Source organism: Thioalkalivibrio sp. AKL9 (assembly GCF_000377825.1).
GTDB classification, from domain to species: Bacteria; Pseudomonadota; Gammaproteobacteria; order Ectothiorhodospirales; family Ectothiorhodospiraceae; genus Thioalkalivibrio; species Thioalkalivibrio versutus.
Genome location: NZ_KB905104.1, coordinates 343644 through 363422 on the forward strand (window position 1 = coordinate 343644; position 19779 = coordinate 363422).

Here is a 19779-nt window from a genome sequence, read left to right on the forward strand (position 1 = left end):
AAGCCCGGCCCCTGCAAAGGGACCGGGCTTTTTTCATGTCCGGGCCGGACCGTCAGTCGAGGCGACCCGTCTCCTGCGCCAGCGCACGCAGCGCCTCGGTCTGTCCATCGGGCAGCTGGTTCCAGCCAAAGCGCCAGCTCCAGTTGCCGTTACCGACTGTGCCGGGGGTGTTCATGCGCGCCTCCGATCCCAGGTGCAGGGCGTCCTGCATCGGCAGGATCGCAAGCTGGGCCGGTGAACGACAGGCCGCACGAATCAGCGGCCAGGGCATCTCCTCGGCCGGGCCCTCATCCAGTGTCCCGATCACATGCTCCTGCATGGCCGGCTCCAGGGAGCGAAACCAGCCCAGCGTGGTGTCGTTGTCATGGGTCCCGGTATACACCGCACTCAGTTCATCGTGATTCGCCGGCAGGTAGGGGTTGTCCTCCCCTCCTTCGAAGGCGAATTGCAGGATGCGCATGCCCGGCAGATCGAAACGCAGGCGCAGTTCGGTGACCTCCGGCGTGATCACCCCCAGGTCCTCCGCCAGCAGCGGCAACGCGCCCAGGCGGGCCTGCAATTGCTCGAAGAAGTCGGCACCCGGCCCCGGGACCCAGTGGCCCTGAGTCGCATCCGGCTCGCTCGCCGGCACCGCCCAGCTCGCCTCGAAGCCGCGGAAGTGGTCGATGCGCACGGCATCCACTGTCTCCAGCGTCCAGCGCATGCGCTCCACCCACCAGTCGTATCCACGCTCGGCAAGACGATCCCAGCGGTAATGCGGATTGCCCCAGCGCTGCCCGGTCTCGGAGAAGTAATCCGGCGGCACGCCGGCCACGGTCTGCGGATGCCCCGTGGCGTCGAGGTCGAACAGGTCGCGGTGGGCCCAGACCTCGGCCGAGTCGTGGGCCACGAAGATCGGCATGTCGCCGAGGATCAGGATGTCCTGCTTGCGTGCATGTTCGCGTACATCCTGCCACTGGTCGAACAGGACGAACTGGGCGAAGCGCACGGCCTCCAGGGCCTGGCCCGCTTCGGCCTCCACGGCCGCCAGGGCGGCCGGATCGCGGTCGCGCAATGGGGCCGGCCATTCCCACCAGGGGCGGCCGTCCTCGCGGCCGCAGATGACCACGAAACGGGCAAAATCATCCAGCCAGACCGGACCCTGGGCATCAAGGAAGGCCTGGTAGGCCTGCGCCCAGCCCTCGCCCGCCTGCTCCAGCCGCTCCCGCGCCTGTTCCAGCAGCGTTCCGACCGGCTCGTCGTCCGCATCCAGGCCCGCCCGTTCAGCCAACCGCTGCGGGTCGATCAGGCGCACATCTCCGGCAAAGGCCGAGATACTGGCGTAGGGCGAACCGTCCTCCTGCGGCGGATGCAACGGCAGGATCTGCCACAGGCTGAATCCGGCATCCCGCGCCCAGTCCAGAAACCGGAAGGCCTCCTGCCCGAGCGTCCCCACCGGGCCCGGGCCCGGCAGTGAGACCGGATGCAGCAAAATGCCGGCCCGGCGGCGCTGCATCAGCGGATTACAGTGCTCTTCACCCGCCTCCATGGACTACTGTCCCTTGCGCATGGTGCCGCCAGCGGCGGGATCACCACCCCCGACCGACAGCACCTCGCCCAGTGACTCGGGCACTTCAAGGTCCGCCAGCTGGTACAGCCGTGCCAGGTGACGGCGGTAGAGCTGTTCGAAGTCGCTTACCGACCCGGCCGGGTTGTATTCCCCGAACCACCAGCACCAGTCCGAGCCCTCGCACACCGCCAACTGCTTGCGCAACTGCGGCGTATCCAGCGCAGGGCGCTGCGCGATCGCCTGATCCACAGCCGTCCAGGCCTCGATCAGGCGGTCCCAGCCGAGGTTCTTGTCGGGATCACCGATCCAGGTGGAGAAGGTCCCGTAGACCCAGGACCCGGCCACCATGCCCGGCAGCTCGCCGCGATCCGCGCGCGGCCCGCTGCGCTGGCACACGTCGGAGAAGGTGCACAGGTTCAGTCGCGGGTTTTCCGCCAGGCGCTCATACAACGCCCGCAGGAAATGGAAGCCGTTGTCCGGGTAGTATTCCCAGGCATTCTCGCCATCCAGGATCACCGCCACCACGCCACCCTCGGGCGAGACCGCGGCAATGTTCTCCAGGTGATGGACGAAATCGCCGACTGCGTCGTCGGCATGCCAGTCGGCATAACGAAAACCGATGGCATCGGACAGCCCGTCATCACGGAAAAACAGCTCGGTTTTGGCGTCCGCCAACCGATACGGGCGGTGCAGCCAGCCCTCCTGTTCCGCCGATCCGGTGTTGGATTCGGCCGTCTGACCGGCTGCGGCCAGGCTGTTACCCAGCACGGTCTGCCCACTGGCCGTCCAGCAGATATCGTAGTCATCCAGCAGGCGCACGGTCGCCTCGCTGATGCCCCCCTCCGACGGCCAGCAGCCACGCGGGCGAAAACCGAAATACTGCTCGAACACATCCAGCCCACGTTCGATGTGCCAGCGCACGCGGGCCTCGCCATCCGGGTAGACCGGGGCCTGCGGCAGGGCGATATCCGGCATCGCATCGCGAGCGGAATCCAGATCCAGCAGCAACGGCATGATCGGGTGGGCATACGGGGTAAACGACAGCTCCACCCGCCCCTGCTGCGCCAGCTCACGATAGCGTGGCAGGATCGCCTTCACCTCGTCACGGATCAGCTTCAGCAGCCGGCCCCGGACATCACGATTAAAGGCGGTCGTGACTTTCAGCCAGCCCTGCACCTCGGGATAGGCCCGGCGCACGGTTTCGCCCAGCCAGGCCAGGTGGTAGCACGTCGCCAGATCCTGGAAATAGCGGTTATCCAGGTGCGCCAACAGCACCGGATCCTCCAGCGCCTGGCGCGCCAGGGCCGCCAGGCGCTCGAACAGCGGAAACGGCTCGATCATGCGCGGGGCATGCGCCCGCAGGCACACCCGCAGGATCTCGCGGCGCTGCACCGGGTCCACCGGCACTATGTCCATCTGCAACAGGTCCAGCACCGGATCGCCAAAGATCGAGCGGTCGCCAATACCGGCCTCCAGCCGCTCGCCGTAATCGGCGATCTGCTCCAGCAGGATCGGGGCGAAGTTCACCACCGCGCGCGCCTGGGGGCAGGCCTCCAGGTGCGCGGCCATGTCGGTGTAGTCCTTCAATGCGTGCAGGTAGGTCCACGGCAACACGTACTCACCCGCGCCCGAGTCGTAGTATTGCGGCTGATGCATGTGCCAGCACAACACCACATCGAGCTGCGGCGGCTGGGTGGCGAGCGCGGTGGTACTGCCGGATTCAGCGGACATGATGAGTGGCCTGGCCCAGCATTTCGGGCGTGACCACGCGCACTCCACCCGGAGAGACGAAGTAGTCGCGGGCATCGGCCTCGTCGTCCACCCCGATCTCGGTCCCGTCCGGGACCTTGCACCCCTTGTCGATCACCGCATTGCGGATCACGCAGTTTTCGCCAATGGTCACGCTCGGCAGAATCACCGAGTCCTCGACCGTGGCGCAGGCGTTCACCTGCACGTTGGAGAACAGCAGCGAGTGGCGCACGGTACTGCCGGAAATGATGCAGCCGCCGGAGACCATGGAGTCGATCGCCATGCCGCGCCGGTCCTCGTCGTCAAACACGAACTTGGCCGGCGGCAGCTGTTCCTGGTAGGTCCAGATCGGCCATTCCGAATCGTACAGGTTCAGTTCCGGGGTCACGCCGATCAGCTCCAGGTTGGCCTGCCAGTACGAGTCGATGGTCCCCACATCACGCCAGTAGCCCTGGCGTACGCCCTGCTCGTCGCGGAACGGGTAGGCCATCACCTGGTTTCGCTCGATGATGCCGGGAATGATGTCCTTGCCGAAATCATGGCTGGAGAAGGTGTCGTCGGCATCCTTGACCAACTGCTCGAACAGGAATTCGGTATTGATCACGTAGATCCCCATGGAGGCCAGCGAGTGGGTCTTGCTACCGGGGATCAGCGCCGGGTCCTCCGGCTTCTCGGCAAACGAGGTAATGCGGCTGGCGGCATCCACGCCCATCACCCCGAAGGCCTTGGCGCGTTCTTGCTCGACCTCCAGGCAGCCCACGGTCATGTCCGCGCCGCTCTCCACATGGAAGGCGATCATCTGGCCGTAGTCCATCTTGTAGATGTGGTCCCCGGCCAGGATCAGTACGTAGCTCGGATTGTGCTGCCGGATAATGTCGATGTTCTGGTAGACCGCATCGGCGGTTCCCGCATACCAGGAGGTCTCGATGCGCTGTTGCGCCGGCAGCAGCTCGATGAACTCGCCGAATTCCCCGCGCAGGAAGCTCCAGCCGCGCTGCATGTGCTGGATCAGCGAGTGCGCCTTGTACTGGGTCACCACCGCCACCTGACGGATGCCCGAGTTGATGCAGTTGGACAGGGGGAAATCGATAATTCGGAACTTGCCGCCAAAGGGCACGGCCGGCTTGGCCCGCCACAGCGTCAGTTGTTTCAGTCGCGAGCCGCGCCCGCCGGCTAGGATCAGGGCCAGGGTCTCCCGGGTCAGGCGGCTAACGTAGCGTTGCGGTTGCGGAGTCATGCACCCTTCCTTGCTTAGTCGTGTTGTACTAGAGACCGTAAACCCGAATTCCGTCGTTCCACATACGAAATGCGAGTTGGATCCGAGTATGGCAACAGCCCCCGACAAATGCACCCGTTCCGTCGATGACCCGTTAGCACGCCTGACCGAGGCTCGGCTCCATGATCCCCATAGCGTCCTGGGACACCATGCGCTGGATCAACAAACGGTCTGTTACCGTGCCTGGCTGCCGCACGCAAATGAGGCCTCCATCACGCTTTCTGACGACCGGGTACAACCCCTGATGGCGGCACCCGGCTTTCCGGGCTTGTTCCTGTGGCAGGGCGCGGGTGACGAGCTCCCCGCGCACCCGACACTGCACTGGATCCCCGAGGGCGGCACGGAGACATTACACCACGTTGACCCCTGGTCTTTCGCCCCCGACCTTCCGGACTTCGACCGCCACCTGTTCGCCGAGGGGCGCCACTGGCATGCCCACCGCATGCTGGGTGCCCATCCGCTCACGCGTGACGGCATCGAGGGCGTGCGTTTCGCTGTCTGGGCGCCCAGCGCCGAGCGCGTCGCAGTGGTTGGCGACTTCAACCGCTGGGACGGCCGCTGCCACCCGATGACCGTCCACCCCGGCAGCGGCATATGGGAGCTCTTTATCCCAGGCCTGGCCACGGAGACGCTGTACAAGTTCGAGATCCGCAACCGCGAGCATGGCAGCCTCCACCTGAAGACCGACCCGTACGCCCGCGCCTACCAGATGCGGCCCGAGACCGCCGCGCGCATCCAGCCGGCCAGCGACTACACCTGGCATGACGACCAGTGGATGCGCAATCGCGACCCCGAGGCCTGGAAGCACCGGCCCATGAGCATCTACGAGGTGCACCTGGGCTCCTGGCAGCGCAGCCCCGAGGGCGAATGGCCCAACTACCGCGAACTGGCCGAGCGCCTGGTGCCCTATGCGCGCGACATGGGCTTCACCCACCTCGAGCTGCTGCCGATCACCGAACACCCGTTCGACGGCTCCTGGGGTTACCAGAGCACGGGCTTTTTCGCCCCCACCTCGCGCTTCGGCACCGCCGACGACTTTCGCTACCTGGTTGACCAGGCCCACCAGGCCGGGCTGGGCGTACTGCTCGACTGGGTCCCCGGCCACTTCCCGCGCGACGAGTTCGCGCTGGCGCGCTTCGACGGCACCGCGCTGTACGAACACGCCGATCCGCGCATTGGCGAACACCGGGGTTGGGGCACGCTAATCTTCAACTACTCGCGCCCCGAGGTCCGCAACTTCCTGCTCTCCAGCGCCCTGTGCTGGGTCGAGGACTTCCACCTCGACGGCCTGCGCGTGGACGCCGTGGCCTCCATGCTCTACCGCGACTACGACCGCGAAGGCGAGGACTGGCTGCCCAACATCCACGGCGGCAACGAGAACCTCGAGGCGATCGACTTCCTGCGGCACCTGAACGAGACCGTCCAGACCAGCCACCCCGGCGTCGCCATGATCGCCGAGGAATCGACCGCCTGGCCGGGTGTCAGCCGCCCACCGTCCATGGGCGGGCTGGGCTTCACCATGAAGTGGAACATGGGCTGGATGCACGACACCCTGACCTATTTCGGCATGGACCCGATCTACCGCACCCACCACCATGGCCAGCTCACCTTCGGCCAGCTCTACGCCTACAGCGAGAACTTCGTCCTGCCGTTCTCGCACGACGAGGTGGTGCACGGAAAACGCAGCCTGCGCGGGCGCATGCCCGGCAACGAGTGGGAGCAGCACGCCAACCTGCGCCTACTCTACAGCTGGCAGTGGCTCTACCCCGGCAAGAAGCTGCTGTTCATGGGCCAGGAGTTCGGCCAGGGCCCCGAATGGTCCGAGGATCGCGAGCTGGACTGGTACGTGCTGCAGTACCCCCTGCACCAGGGCCTGCAGAATCTGGTGCGCGACCTGAACCGGGTGTACCGCGAAGACCCGGCCCTGCACGCCCGCGAATTCGAGCCGGACGGCTTCGACTGGCTGGACTGCGACGACGCCGCGCACTCCACGATCAGCTTTGTCCGCCGTGACCATCAGGGACGCCAGGTGGTCGTGGTGCTGAACCTGACGCCCATGGAACGCGCGGCTTATCCGGTACCCGCACCGCATGCCGGGCGCTGGCGGGTCACCCTGAACACGGATGCGGAGGTCTACGGCGGAGGCTCACGCGGCCCGGCAGAAGCCTACGCCGAGCCGATCGAACGTCACGGCCATCCCGCCACGCTCTATCTGCACCTCCCGCCGCTCGCGGCACTGCTGCTGGAACCGGTCGGAGACTGACTTCAAGGTGCCTCGTCTACATCGATACCCAAAAGAGGTCTACATCGATACCCAAAAGAGATCGAGTGGACGAGGGTGCCCGTCGCTTTGAATTGGAAGTCTGGAACGCCAACGAGCTCGAGAACGAGACTTCGCGGGACGCGGAAATCGAGATCAAACTGAGTATCGAGGGCTTCCCAATCCTGAAACTCAAGCGCGATCGAACCCAGGGAAACGCTGATGAATGTGCATTTTCCCTGACGCGCGCTGGCTGCCTTGCATTCGTAGAACTAAACTCGCCTGTATCGGCCCCAACGCCCTATCAGGTCTCGAACTCATGAATCTTCGCCTTCTCTCGCTTGCCGCTGCCCCGGCCCTCCTTCTTCTTGCCGCGTGTAGCCCGGGTCAGTCCGACACCATCGCGCTCGAGTCGATAGAGGCCATCGTCGACATCGGCCAGGAACACGGTTTCGAGACCTTCGAGGAACTGGAGGCAGAAAGTGACCGGGAATTCGTCCTCAAGGGCTGGGACGACGCACAACTGCGCATGGAGACCCGGTTTAATCTGGATGGTGATCTGCTTCGCGAAGAACGCGTACGCGACCCCGATCACGCGGCGGGCATGACCGCCCAGATGATTCTCCGCTCAGCGGCCGTCGCGCGGGATCACGGCATGCTCCGCTTCAAGGAGATCGAGTTCGAAGACGACGGCGTCATCGAGATCGAGGGCATCACCGAAGACGGCGACGAGCTGAACATCCGACTCGATGGCGAAAATTTTACGCTGCTGTCACTCGAACGCGACTGACGAAACGCTGCCCCCTTCGCCGCCCTCGAACCGACCCCGGTCGGTATGACCGACGCGCGAGGGTTCAGGCCTCCGGGCGCAGGTGCGGGAACAGCAGCACGTCGCGGATCGAAGCGCTGTTGGTCAGCAGCATCACCAGGCGGTCGATGCCAATGCCCTCCCCGGCGGTCGGCGGCAGGCCGTACTCCAGCGCGCGGATGTAGTCGGCGTCAAAGTGCATCGCCTCGTCGTCACCGGCGTCCTTCTCCGCGACCTGGGCGCGGAAGCGCTCGGCCTGGTCTTCCGGATCGTTCAGCTCGGAGAAGCCGTTCGCGATCTCGCGCCCGCCGACAAACAACTCGAAGCGATCGGTGACGAACGGGTCATCGTCGTTGCGCCGCGCCAGTGGCGAGACCTCGGTCGGATAGGCGGTAATAAAGGTCGGGTGACGCAGCTGGTTCTCGGCGGTGTACTCGAAGATCTCGGTCCACAGCTTGCCCAGACCGAAGCTAGGCTTGATCGGGATCTCCAGGCGCTCGCAGTGCGCGCGCACCTTCTCGATGTCGTCCAGGTCGGCGTCCGCGATCTCCGCATTGTGGGCCAGGATCGCCTCGCGCACGCTCATGCGGGTGAACGGCTTGCCAAAATCGTAGCTCTCGCCCTGGTACTCAATGGTGGTCGTGCCCAGCACGTCCTCGCACAGCCCGCGCAGCAGGGTCTCGGTGCGATCCATCAGCGCGCGGTAGTCCACGAACGCCTCGTAGAACTCGAGCATGGTGAACTCGGGGTTGTGCCGCGTGGACAACCCCTCGTTGCGGAAATTGCGGTTGATCTCGAAGACCTTCTCGAAGCCGCCGACCACCAGGCGCTTGAGATACAGCTCTGGCGCGACGCGCAGGTACAGCGGCATATCCAGCGCGTTGTGGTGGGTGGTGAACGGCCGCGCGGTCGCCCCGCCCGGGATCACCTGCATCATCGGGGTCTCCACCTCGATGAAGTCCTGATCCTCGAAGTACTCGCGGATGTAGCGCACGATCCGGGTACGGGTGCGGAACAGCTCGCGGCTGTCCAGGCTGGTGATCAGGTCCACGTAGCGCTGGCGATAGCGCTGTTCCTGATCGGTCAGGCCGTGGAATTTTTCCGGCAGCGGACGCAGGCTCTTGGTCAGCAGACGCAGCTCGTCGAGCTGGACCGTCAATTCCCCGGTCTTGGTCTTGAACAGCGTGCCCTGGCCACCGACGATATCGCCCAGATCCCACTGCTTGAACGCCGGGTACACGCCCTCCGGCAGGCTGTCGCGCTGCGCGAACAACTGGATGTCGCCCGACTGATCACGCAGGCGGATGAAGCTTGCCTTGCCCATCACGCGCTTGCCGACCATGCGCCCGGCAACCGTCACGCGAATCCCCCGGGCCTCCAGCGCCTCGCCTTCGGTTTCGTCGTGCGCGGCGTGCAGCGCACCCGCCAGCGCATCGCGACGGAAATCGTTGGGGAACGCCGGACCGGCCGCGCGCAGCTCGTTCAGCTTGCTGCGGCGCTGCGCGATCAGCTTGTTCTCGTCAGTGGTTTCGGTCATCAGAAATCCATGCAATAGATAGACTTACAAGCCACTCTTGAGACTGGCTTCAATAAAGGGGTCGAGGTCGCCGTCGAGCACACCCTGGGTGTTCCCGACCTCCACGCCGGTGCGCAGATCCTTGATCCGCGACTGATCCAGCACGTAGGAGCGGATCTGGCTGCCCCAGCCGATGTCGGACTTGGTGTCCTCCACCGCCTGCTTCTCGGCATTGCGCTCCTGCAACTCGCGCTCGTACAGCTTGGCGCGCAGCTGGTTCATCGCCATCTCGCGGTTCTTGTGCTGCGAACGCCCGGCCTGACACGCCGCCACCACTCCGGTCGGGACGTGGGTAATGCGCACCGCCGAGTCGGTGGTGTTCACGTGCTGACCACCGGCGCCGGAGGAGCGATAGGTATCGACCCGCAGATCGGCCGGATTGATCTCGATCTCGAAGTTCTCGTCGATCTCCGGGGAGGCGAACACCGACGCGAACGAGGTATGCCGGCGGTTGCCGGAATCAAACGGCGACTTGCGCACCAGCCGGTGCACGCCGGTCTCGGTGCGCAGCCAGCCGAAGGCGTACTCGCCCTGGATGTGCACGGTCGCACTCTTGATCCCGGCGGTCTCGCCCTCGGAGAGCTCGGTGACCTCCGCCTTGAAACCCTTGTGCTCGGCCCAGCGCAGGTACATGCGCAGCAGGATGTTGGCCCAGTCCTGGGCCTCTGTGCCCCCGGAACCGGCCTGGATATCGAGATAGGCGTTGGCCTCGTCCATATCGCCGGAGAACATGCGGCGAAACTCCAGGCCCTCGATACGCGCGGTCAGCGCCTCCACATCGGCCTCGACTGACGCCGCCGTCTCCTCGTCGCCATCCGCCTCGGCCATCTCCAGCAGGTCCCGGCTCTCGTCCAGCTGGGTGCCGATCTCGCGGATGTTGACCACCACGCCCTCAAGCTGGGCCCGCTCCTTGTTCAGCGCCTGGGCCTGCTCCGGGTCGTTCCAGATATCCGGGTTCTGCTCCAGCTCGCGCTGGACTTCCTCTAGCCGTTCTTCCTTGGCAGGGTAGTCAAAGATACCCCCTAAGGCCTTCCAGGCGGCCTTTCAGGTCATCGATCAGGGAATACAGCGCGTTCAGTTCCATGGCAGTTTCCGTCGGGTGCCGTGGCGCGCACGGCAGGTTCGATCACGTGGCGAGAAAAGCCGCGCAGTATAACACCCGACAGCGGCTTCAGGGCCGGCGGGGACGGCGCCAGAACGCCAGCGCGTCGCGGCGTTCCAGCACCAGGGCGCCGGCGCCTGACCCGGCCGTGGATTGCGGATCAACAAATTCCAGCGCGCCCAGGCCGCCACGGAGCAGAGCCCGCAGCTTCGGTGCCACCACGTCGTCGGCAACCGACTCCAGAAGCTCGAGCCGGCGCTCGAGCGACGGGGCCGCCTCCAGTGCCTCGACGACGACCACGGTATCGCCGGATTCCGCCGGGTCGGCCGCCGGGTCGGCCGCCCAATCGATGCCGGCGCCCCGCGCCAGCCAGTGCGCGACCACACCGCCGCCACACACACGGCCCACACTCGTTGGGCCACCGGGATGCCCGGGCGACCAGGGCCAGAGGCCATGCACGGCTCCACGCCCCTCCCGCTCGCGCGCCAGATTCACCGGGTGCTGGAACCAGGCCATCTGCAAGGCGTTGGCCAGCACCTGCAGGCGCCGAGCTACATCGCCCTGCATCGACGGCGCCACCATGGCGCGCCCCATGCCGATCGACGGTGGCGGGCCCGACGCATCGCCCTCGGCGTCCATCCGCATCTCCCACAAGCCGTCTTCACTCAGCGCCAAGGTCGCCCCGGCCGCCTCCAGTTCCGGCTGTGCAGCCGACCACAAGGCCTCGCGCTCGGCCTCCGACACCGGCTCCACCGGATAGGCCACCAGGTCCTTCATCCCCGCAGTCAGCTGCACCGGCTGGACCAGCCAGGTTCGCCAGCCGGAAGCGGTTGGCCGGTATCCGAGCCGCTCGGCCAACGCGGCCTCCCACCCTGGTGCTTCCGTGCCGGTGACCCCGCTCCGCGCCCGTCCGAGCCAGCGCGCCAGACGTCGCACAGAGAGCGGAGGCGCCCCGGCCACCGCGCCCTCGGGCGCTGCCCACAGGCCGGGCAGCAGGTGAATCACCCGCCGGCTTGCACCCGGACGTGTCATCGATCGGACCCGTAGCGCCCCTTCGGCACGTCGCGCTCCTTCGCCGGATCGTCCTCGATCCCCGGCGTCATGCGACCTTCGTCGTCATACGGGAGCCGGACATGCCCGTAGCGAAGCACCAACACTGCGCCCGCCAGAATCAGGACCCCGGCAGTCACCGCGATCAGCTCCCATACGTCCATGTCCTTCATGTCGATGATCACGTAACGCGCCAGCGCGACGATCGCGATGTAGATCGGCAGGCGCACCGGGAGACGCCCGGAACGCAAGTAGATCCCGACCATCGCCAGCACCTCAAGAAAGATGAACAGCAACAGCAGGTCGGCCAACCCCACCCACATCGCCGAGACCATGGTGGCGATCTCCTGCAGGATCGCGATCACGGTGGCGACGGCGATCACCACCAGCACGGCCACTTCGACATGATGCAGGGCGCGGCGCCCGGCGCGTTCGACGTTCATGCATTCACCAGAATTGCCCCAATAAGTCCGGCCATCCTACCACCCGCCCCGGGCACGAACGCTCAATTCTCCCATTGGTCTATACCAATAGACACAACGATCTGAAGCACCCGCCATGACTCGATCCATCGACATCAAGAAGCTGCCCGCCATACGCCGCATCCAGTGGTCCGCCGCATGCGGACTCGGCGCGGGACTCGTCCTGCTGTTGCTCGCGCTGCCGGCCGCCGCGGAGGACTACCCCGCCGATTCCGCGATCTCTTGGCAGGACTGGGACAGCCAGCTTTTCGAGGAATCCGAGGCACGCGAGCGGCCCATCTTCTTTTATTTTCACGGCCAGTGGTGCACCTGGTGCCGCGACTTCCAGGACGAGTCCCTGGAGAACCCCGACGTGGTGGACACCATCGACCAGCACTACATCCCGGTCCTGGTCGATCTGGACGAACGTGCGGATCTGTTCCGGCGCTACGGTGGCCGCGGCCTGCCCTTCGTGGTCATCGTGAATCACGAGGACGAGATGCTGACCCGCTTTACCGGTCACGTGAATGCCCGCGACCTGCAGAACATCCTGGTGGCCCAGCGGGACATGTTCTCGGTCACCGGTCGCGAGATCACGCCGGACGATGCCGCGATCGACGATCTTGAAGCCTTCATGGAGATGCTCGACGAGGTCTACGATGCCCGCGCCGACCGCCTGAGCGGCAGCGCCACCTTCGGCACCCTCAGCAAGCGCCCGCAGCCCTGGACCTATCGCTTCCTGCTCACCGCCGAAGACTGGCAGGATCGCATGCCCGGGCTCCTCGACCAGATCGCGGAGGACCTCTACGACGAGGTCGAAGGCGGCTTCTTCTTCTTTCACGATCCGGACCAGCGCGACCCCGTCCTGGCACTGGAGACCTCCAAGCGCCTGGACCAGAACGCGGCGTTCCTGTGGCTGTTCTCCGAGGCCCATGACACCACCGGCGACGAACGCTACGCCGAGATCGCCCGCGGCATCCGCGACTACCTGCAAGACCACCTGTGGGACAGCCGCCAGCTGCGCTTCGGCAACAGCCAGTACGCCGACCGCGACTACTACCAGCTGGACCCGGAGACGCGCACGCAAACCGACCCGCCGCAGGTCGACCGCAACACCTACGCCGACACCTCGGGCCAGGCGATCGCCGCCCTCGCCAACATGGCGCGAGTGCTGGAAGACAGGGACACACTGGAGTGGGCACACGAGGCCCTTCGGGCGCTGGATCGCTACCTGCAGACCGAACAGGGCTACCTGCACGGCATCACCGCGGCGGGTCGCCCGGCGATGGAGGGCTACCTGCCATCGCAGATCTGGCCGGAGATCGCCCGCCAGGAGCTGGCGCGCGCCACGGAGGCACTGGACGGCGAGCGACCGGAGATGCCCGACCCGCTCGCGGCACTGGACCGGCTGGAACCGTTCTTCAACGAGGAGCTGGGCGCCCACGCCGAGCGGATCGGCACCGACCTGGAACCCTGGTCGGAGACCCGCACCCAGGCGGCGCTGGCCTGGTGGCTCTACCGTCTGCCGGGCACCGCCATCGAAGAATCCCACATCGATCGAAACATGGTGCGCGAACGCCTGCGCATCGAGCCCGGTGCCGACCCCGACGACGTCGCTCTGGGCTTCGACGCCCTGCGCCGGGGCTTCTGAAGCCCCGTTGCAAGGCCTTGCGGTCGCTTATCCGGCGTCACAACACACCACCCCCGGTTTCCCAGGATGGCGAGCCGAACCTGCGCTGCGCCTGGCTCGGCCGTTACGCCTGTTGACGGAACCCCGCAACCTCGCCCTGTAGCTGCTGCGCCAAGGCCTCCAGCGCCTCCACCGCCTGCTGCATCTCGTTCGCCCCGTCGGCGTTGCGCACGGCAATATCGTTGATGTGGTGGATGTTGCGGTTGATCTCTTCCGCCACCTGGCTTTGCTCCTCGGTCGCGCTGGCCACCTGGCGGGTCATGTCGTCGATGGCGGTCACCGAGTCGTGGATGTACTCCAGGGTCTCGCCGGCCTCGCCCGCCTTCGCCACGGAGGTCTCCGCATGCTGCTGGCTGACCTCCATCGCCTGCACCGCACGGGTAGCCCCGCCCTGCAGGCGCTGAATGATCTCGCGGATCTCCCCGGTCGAGTCGTTCGTGCGCTGCGCCAGGTGGCGCACTTCGTCCGCCACCACCGCGAAGCCCCGCCCGGCCTCGCCGGCCCGCGCCGCCTCGATGGCCGCGTTGAGCGCCAGCAGGTTGGTCTTCTCGGCGATCTCCTCGATCACCTGCAGGATCGTGCCGATGTTGTCGCTGTCCCCTTTCAGCTCCACGATCACATTGTTCGCCTGACGAATCTCGCCGGCCAGCGTGTTGATCGCACCCTGGGTCGCCTGCACCACGGTGCGCCCGCCTTCCGCCGCACGCGTCGCCTGCCCCGCGCTCTCGGCCGTGCTCTGCGTGTTGTTGGCGACCTCCTGCACCGTGGCAGACATCTGGTTCATTGCCGTGACCACCTGCTCCACATCACCGCGCTGTTCGTGGGTGGCACGCGTCAGTTCATTGCTGCGCCCATCCAGTTGCCGCGCCGAGGCGGCAATCCCGTCCGCCGCGTCGGCAACCTGGCGAATGAGCCCGGAAAGCCGGCCCATCACCGTGTTGAAGGCCGCGCCGGTGCGCCCGATCTCGTCGTCGGTCGTCACCTCCACTCGGTGCCCGAGATCCGCTCGGCCCTCGCCGATCGCCTCCAGCCCCTCGGCCAGGCGCTCCATGGGGCGCGTCAGCACATTGGCGTAGAACCAGCCAATACCCAGCGCCACCACGAACGCGACGATCCACAGCACCCACAGCAGCCACCACAACTGGGTCACCAGCGCCGCGTCCACACCCGCGGCCAGATCACCCTTCATGGTGTGGAAGGTCACGCCGCCCATGATGGACAACGGCACGGTGCTCACCACGATCACCAGGATAATCAGCTTCAGTCGCAGCCCACCCAACGGTCCAATCTTCATCGACGCCCTCCTTTCCGTCCCTTAACGACCAGCCGGTCCCGGTCTTGAGCCCGACACAGTATCCATCCGCCCCGCCCCTATCGTCTTGATCCGGGTCAACCCCAGGTCCCACCACAAGCCAAAAATCGCTCCTGATTAGCAACAATCATCAGCCAGGCCCAATGACCGTGCCGGCCCGGGTTTCCAGCCGCCCCCAGCCTGGTCATCCCGGAAACCGCGTAGCGGTTATCCGGGATCTCTGCGGTTGGGGGTTGCCCCGACGGGGGAGATCCCGGCTCTTCGCTTCGCTCCGGCCGGGATGACCAGGCAGGGGTAAGGCGCTCCGCGATGGTGACATCCCCAACAAGGCCTGGATCCAAGTGCCCCGGGGCGGGCCATGCACGCCCCCCCAAAGGCCCCCCGGCACTGGCTGACTCTTATCGCTAATCAGGAAATCGTCTCACCACGAAGCGCATGAAGACACGAAGAAGATCAAGGGCGATTGCGCCACAGAGGACACGGAGTTCACGGAGAGGATGGAAAGGCTTTCAACTTGAAGCAGGGGGCTCGCTTGGTTTCAGCGGTCGGGCCAGCGGCCATGGCTAACAGACGTTCCGGACAGAATTCGTCCTTTCTCTGTGTCCTCTGAGTTGATAGGCCTTTGGCCTTGACCTTCTTCGTGCGCTTCGTGGTGAATAAAGCCCTTGAGCAGGCACTCGCCTCACCCCCGATACCCATACACAAAAAACCCGCGGGCCCGAGACTCGGGACCGCGGGTTCGCGGTACTGCGTTAGCGGGTCCGCTTACCGGCTGCGAGCCGCGCGGTTGCCGTTGGCGGACGGGCGACCGTTGCCGCCGCGACCCCCACCGGGCTTGCCACCGCGACCGTTGCGCGGGGCGCCACTACGGGCGCCTCCGCCCGGCTTGCCACCCGGACCACCACGGCGATTGCCGTTGCCGTCATTGGCAGCCGGCTTCGGCGTGGCGAAGCCCTCGGTTTCGATACGGTCGATCGGGCGCTGAATCAGGCGTTCGATGCCCTTCAGCAGCTTGATCTCCTCACCGTCCACCAGCGACAGCGCGGCGCCGTCGGAGCCGGCACGCCCGGTGCGACCGATGCGATGCACGTAGTCCTCCGGCACGTTCGGCAGCTCAAAATTGACGACCTGCGGCAGCTGGTCGATGTCGAGCCCGCGCGCAGCGATATCCGTGGCTACCAGGACCGGCACCTGGCCGGACTTGAACTGCTTCAGCGCCTTGGTACGCGCCGCCTGGCTCTTGTTGCCGTGGATCGCCTCGGAGCGCACGCCATCCTTCGACAGCTTCTCGGCCAGGCGATTGGCGCCATGCTTGGTGCGGGTAAACACCAGCACCTGTTCCCATTTGTTGGTGCGGATCAGGTGGCTCAGCAGCTCGCGCTTCTGGCTGGTCTCGACCAGGTGCACGCTTTGCTTCACGCCCTCGGCGGTCGTGTTGCGCGGCGCGATGTCGATCTCCGCCGGGTTGTTCAGCAGGCCGTTGGCCAGCTTGCGGATCTCGTCGGAGAAGGTCGCCGAGAACATCAGGTTCTGGCGGTTCTTCGGCATCATCGCAATCAGCTTCTTGATGTCACGGATGAAGCCCATGTCGAGCATGCGATCGGCCTCGTCGAGTACCAGGATCTCGACACCGGACAGGTCGATGGTCTTCTGATTGGCGTGATCTAGCAGACGCCCCGGCGTCGCCACCACGATGTCCATGCGATCACGCAGGGCCTTGATCTGCGGGTTCATGTTCACACCGCCAAAGATCGTCATCGAACGCATCTTGAGATTGCGTCCGTAGGTCTTCACGGATTCGTGAACCTGCGCAGCCAGCTCGCGGGTCGGGGTCAGCACCAGGCAACGCGGGCGGCCATTGCCGGCCTGCGGCGCATCCGAGGTGGAAAGGCGCTGCAGGATCGGCAGGGTGAAGCCGGCCGTCTTGCCGGTGCCGGTCTGGGCGGCGGCCAGCAGGTCGCCTCCCTTCAGGACTTCCGGGATGGCCTGGGCCTGGATCGGGGTCGGGTGCTGGTACCCGGAGGTTTCCAGCGCACGCAAAAGGGTATCGGCCAACCCGAGGTCGGCAAAGGTCGTATCAGTCATGGAATGCTCCAACGCCACCCGCCACTCGTTCAACACAGAGCACCCATCGGGGGAAACGAAATCAGGGGGATCACTGCGAGCCGGAAGGCTCTGGATCAAATGAACGGACGCTGACGGGCGGGGCGTTCGATCCGGGCACTATACGCCTTTTGTCAATGAAAAGACACCGCTCCATACCCCATCGGATATATATTTGTTTTGTGCGGGAATATCCGCTAGCTTCATTTTCAAAGAAACCGATGCCCACGCAGCAACGGTCAGGCCGACGCGACCCGCCCATAAGGATGCGTCCAGGGGAGTTGTCCAACAATGTGTGCACTTAGAGCCCGATGATTTCGGGTTCCGATCGGTACCTGCGGCAACATATTGCCCTCGCCTCCGGCGTTCTGCTGGCGCTACTGCTGTTACCGCTGGCGATCTGGATGCTCGGGGTGGAGCTGCCGCGGATCCTGCCCCGCGAGCACCTGACCGCCTTCCACACGGGCGCGGAGTTGTTCGCGGTGGTTGTGGCCGTACTGGTATTCGCGGTGGGCTACCACGTAATCGACCGCCGCCGCGTGGCCGCTTCTCTGCTGCTGGCGTGCGCCTTCCTGGCGGTCGCGTTGCTTGATTTCCTGCACCTGATGACCTATCCGGCCATGCCGGATTTCATCACCCCGAACTCGTCACAACAGACCTTGTTGTTCTGGCTGGCCGCGCGCCTGGTCGCGGCCGCGGCATTGCTCGCCTACGTGGCCCTGCCCATGGTCTCGCAAAGCGACGGTCCACCCCGTCTTGTCTACCTGGTCGGGAGCCTTCTGCTGGTCGCCTTGCTGGCGTGGATCGGACTTTGGCATGCGGAGATCATCCCGCTCCTGTTCGACCCGGTCAGCGGGCTCACGCCCATCAAGATGGGGCTGGAGGCGCTGGTGATCGGCCTGCACCTGGCCACCCTGGCCCTGCTCGCCCTGCGCCGTGAGCTCCTGCAACGTCCGGGCATGCCCCTGGTCGCCGCCGCCATGGTCATGAGCATCGGCAGCGGGATGTTCTTCATGTTCTACGAAGACCTGACGGACACCCCGTTTGTACTCGGCCATTTGTACAAGCTCGCGGCGTATCTCCTGATCTACCAGGGCCTGTTCCTGGAAAGCGTACGCTCGCCCCTCCAGCGCCTGCACCAGGCCCACCGCGATATCGAGATGCGCGAGCAGCGTTACCAGCAACTGGTGGAGACGGCCCCCGACGGCGTGCTGGTCACCGACATGGACGGCCGTATCGTGATGGCCAATCGCAACATCGAACGCCTGTTCGGCTATCCACGCCAGCAATTGATCGGGCAACCGGTGGAGCGGCTGGTCCCCGAGCGCCTGCGCGAACGCCACCGCATACACCGGCGGGCACATGCCCACACCATCAACCGCCGCACCATGGGGCAGGTGCCCCACCTGCGCGGGTGCCGCATCGACGGCACCGAGTTCCCGCTGGACATCAGCCTGAATGCTTTCGACGACAGCGAAGGCCGCCGCATCACCGCGTTCATCCGCGACATCACCGACCGCCAGCGCCGCGAGGCGCGGATCCAGCACCAGGCCACCCACGACAGCCTGACCGAACTACCCAACCGCTGGCTCCTGCACGACCGCCTGACGCAGGGGATCGCCCAGGCCGAACGTCACGGCCACCCGATCGCCGTCATGCTGCTGGATCTCGACAACTTCAAGATGGTCAATGACACCTTCGGCCATCACGAGGGCGACCAGCTGCTGAAGGCCGTGGCCGCACGACTTCAGGGCGCCCTGGACCAGGAGGCGACCATTGGGCGTTTCGGCGGCGACGAGTTCATGATCCTGCTGACCAACGTCGAAGACGAACAGGCCATCGGCGCGATTGCCGAGCGCATCCTCGACATCTTCACCAGCCCGTTCCAGACCGAACAGGCCCGTAGACTGACCTCCACCGGAAGCCTGGGCATCGCCCTGTTTCCGCGCGATGCCCGCGACGAACGCAGCCTGGTTCGCTACGCCGATATGGCGATGTACGAGGCCAAGCACTCCGGACGCAACACCTATGCCTTCTTCTCGCAACACCTGGATGCCCAGGTGCACGAAGAGCAACGCCTGCAACAACGCCTCCAGCAGGCGCTCGGGAACGACGGCCTCGAATTGCACTATCAGCCGCTGGTGGACGTGGCGTCGAATCGCGTCATCGGCGTCGAGGCTCTGGCCCGCTGGACCGACAGCGAGCTTGGTCCCGTTGCCCCGACCCGTTTTATCACCAGCGCCGAGGCCACCGGCCTGATCCTGCCACTCGGCGAGTGGGTCATCTCCGAGGCCTGCGAGCAGCTCGCCCAGTGGTCCCGTTCGGGTCTCGAGCTCCGGGTCGCCATCAACGTCTCGGCGATGCAGTTCCGCCAACACGACCTCGTCCAGCGCCTCGGCGCGATCCTCGAAGCCACGGGCGCCCCGCCCGAGCGCCTCGAGATCGAGGTCACCGAGACCGTGGCCATGGCGGACGTCGCACTCACCCGCGATCAGCTTCGCGGACTGAAGGCCCTGGGCATCCGCGTATCGCTGGATGATTTCGGGACCGGCTATTCCTCGCTCGCCTACCTGAAGTCACTGCCGATCGACAAGCTCAAGATCGATCGCTCGTTCATCGCCGACATCGGCCAGGACCCGGAATCCGACATGATCCTGCGCTCCATCGTCCACCTCGGCCACAGCCTGGGCCTGACCCTGGTGGCCGAGGGCGTCGAGACCACGGCGCAGCGGGATCTCCTCCGGACGATCGGCTGCGACCTCTACCAGGGATGGATTCATTCAAGGGCCATGGCGCCACTCGCCCTCGCCGACTGCCTGGAGACACGCCTGGTCTGAAGCGGC

Annotated in this window: 13 protein-coding genes; 4 read left to right on the plus strand and 9 right to left on the minus strand. The window is 65.6% G+C overall.

Annotation, left to right across the window (positions count from 1 at the left end; all coding sequences use genetic code 11):
- Positions 1-52: 52 nt before the first annotated feature.
- Genes malQ through glgC form a run of 3 tightly spaced genes read right to left on the minus strand, consistent with a single transcriptional unit; the run spans position 53 to position 4535 of the window.
- Entirely contained in the window at positions 53-1528 is a 1476-nt protein-coding gene (gene malQ / locus D573_RS0103760) for a 4-alpha-glucanotransferase (protein ID WP_018937769.1), read from the minus strand.
- A 3-nt stretch (positions 1529-1531) separates the two neighbouring features.
- Positions 1532-3280, minus strand: a complete 1749-nt coding sequence (locus D573_RS0103765) for a glycoside hydrolase family 57 protein (protein WP_018937770.1) — start codon at positions 3278-3280, stop codon at positions 1532-1534.
- Positions 3270-4535 carry a glucose-1-phosphate adenylyltransferase gene (glgC, locus tag D573_RS0103770; RefSeq protein WP_018937771.1) on the minus strand — a complete coding sequence of 422 codons (1266 nt, stop codon included), beginning with the start codon at positions 4533-4535 and terminating at the stop codon, positions 3270-3272. Before glgC ends, D573_RS0103765 begins: the two co-directional genes overlap by 11 nt.
- An 88-nt stretch (positions 4536-4623) precedes the next feature.
- On the opposite strand from glgC, the gene glgB reads away from it, so the two are divergent.
- Positions 4624-6837: a 1,4-alpha-glucan branching protein GlgB gene (glgB, locus tag D573_RS0103780; protein ID WP_081618728.1), complete on the plus strand. Its 2214-nt coding sequence runs from the start codon at positions 4624-4626 to the stop codon at positions 6835-6837.
- Positions 6838-7153: 316 nt separating this feature from the next.
- On the plus strand, positions 7154-7624 hold the full coding sequence (locus D573_RS0103785) for a PepSY domain-containing protein (RefSeq protein WP_018937774.1): 471 nt from the start codon (positions 7154-7156) through the stop codon (positions 7622-7624).
- Between the two features lie 64 nt (positions 7625-7688).
- Here the strand turns inward: D573_RS0103785 and lysS are convergent, their stop codons facing one another.
- The 4 genes from lysS to D573_RS0103805 form a co-directional block, all read right to left on the minus strand.
- Positions 7689-9179: a lysine--tRNA ligase gene (gene lysS, locus D573_RS0103790; protein WP_018937775.1), complete on the minus strand. Its 1491-nt coding sequence runs from the start codon at positions 9177-9179 to the stop codon at positions 7689-7691.
- A 24-nt stretch (positions 9180-9203) separates the two neighbouring features.
- Positions 9204-10302 (minus strand): peptide chain release factor 2 gene (prfB, locus tag D573_RS0103795; RefSeq protein WP_155984856.1). Its coding sequence is split into 2 segments (ribosomal slippage): positions 9204-10229 and positions 10231-10302, totalling 1098 coding nucleotides; the frame shifts between segments, so codons are not numbered across the junction.
- 87 nt (positions 10303-10389) lie between these two features.
- A complete protein-coding gene (locus D573_RS0103800; protein WP_018937776.1) occupies positions 10390-11178 on the minus strand; it encodes a hypothetical protein in 789 nt (262 codons plus the stop codon).
- Positions 11179-11348: 170 nt separating this feature from the next.
- Positions 11349-11813, minus strand: a complete 465-nt coding sequence (locus D573_RS0103805) for a phosphate-starvation-inducible protein PsiE (protein ID WP_018937777.1) — start codon at positions 11811-11813, stop codon at positions 11349-11351.
- 115 nt (positions 11814-11928) lie between these two features.
- Between D573_RS0103805 and D573_RS0103810 the strand changes: the two genes are divergently transcribed.
- On the plus strand, positions 11929-13482 hold the full coding sequence (locus tag D573_RS0103810; RefSeq protein ID WP_018937778.1) for a DUF255 domain-containing protein: 1554 nt from the start codon (positions 11929-11931) through the stop codon (positions 13480-13482).
- Between the two features lie 103 nt (positions 13483-13585).
- On the opposite strand, the gene D573_RS0103815 is transcribed toward D573_RS0103810, so the two are convergent.
- Complete coding sequence (locus D573_RS0103815; RefSeq protein WP_018145889.1) at positions 13586-14815, minus strand: methyl-accepting chemotaxis protein; 1230 nt, start codon at positions 14813-14815, stop codon at positions 13586-13588.
- A 783-nt stretch (positions 14816-15598) separates the two neighbouring features.
- Positions 15599-16918 (minus strand): DEAD/DEAH box helicase, encoded by a 1320-nt coding sequence (locus D573_RS0103820; RefSeq protein WP_018951780.1) that lies wholly within the window; start codon positions 16916-16918, stop codon positions 15599-15601.
- Between the two features lie 329 nt (positions 16919-17247).
- Here D573_RS0103820 and D573_RS0103825 point away from each other — a divergent pair, with 329 nt between their 5' ends.
- Positions 17248-19773 (plus strand): EAL domain-containing protein, encoded by a 2526-nt coding sequence (locus tag D573_RS0103825; protein ID WP_018937780.1) that lies wholly within the window; start codon positions 17248-17250, stop codon positions 19771-19773.
- The last annotated feature ends 6 nt before the right edge of the window (positions 19774-19779 follow it).

Coding starts and splice junctions, on each gene's coding strand:
- malQ (WP_018937769.1), bottom strand. CDS start 1,528: ATGGAGGCGGGTGAAGAGCACTGTAATCCGCTGATGCAGCGCCGCCGG.
- D573_RS0103765 (WP_018937770.1), bottom strand. CDS start 3,280: ATGTCCGCTGAATCCGGCAGTACCACCGCGCTCGCCACCCAGCCGCCG.
- glgC (WP_018937771.1), bottom strand. CDS start 4,535: ATGACTCCGCAACCGCAACGCTACGTTAGCCGCCTGACCCGGGAGACC.
- glgB (WP_081618728.1), top strand. CDS start 4,624: ATGGCAACAGCCCCCGACAAATGCACCCGTTCCGTCGATGACCCGTTA.
- D573_RS0103785 (WP_018937774.1), top strand. CDS start 7,154: ATGAATCTTCGCCTTCTCTCGCTTGCCGCTGCCCCGGCCCTCCTTCTT.
- lysS (WP_018937775.1), bottom strand. CDS start 9,179: ATGACCGAAACCACTGACGAGAACAAGCTGATCGCGCAGCGCCGCAGC.
- D573_RS0103805 (WP_018937777.1), bottom strand. CDS start 11,813: ATGAACGTCGAACGCGCCGGGCGCCGCGCCCTGCATCATGTCGAAGTG.
- D573_RS0103810 (WP_018937778.1), top strand. CDS start 11,929: ATGACTCGATCCATCGACATCAAGAAGCTGCCCGCCATACGCCGCATC.
- D573_RS0103815 (WP_018145889.1), bottom strand. CDS start 14,815: ATGAAGATTGGACCGTTGGGTGGGCTGCGACTGAAGCTGATTATCCTG.
- D573_RS0103820 (WP_018951780.1), bottom strand. CDS start 16,918: ATGACTGATACGACCTTTGCCGACCTCGGGTTGGCCGATACCCTTTTG.
- D573_RS0103825 (WP_018937780.1), top strand. CDS start 17,248: ATGATTTCGGGTTCCGATCGGTACCTGCGGCAACATATTGCCCTCGCC.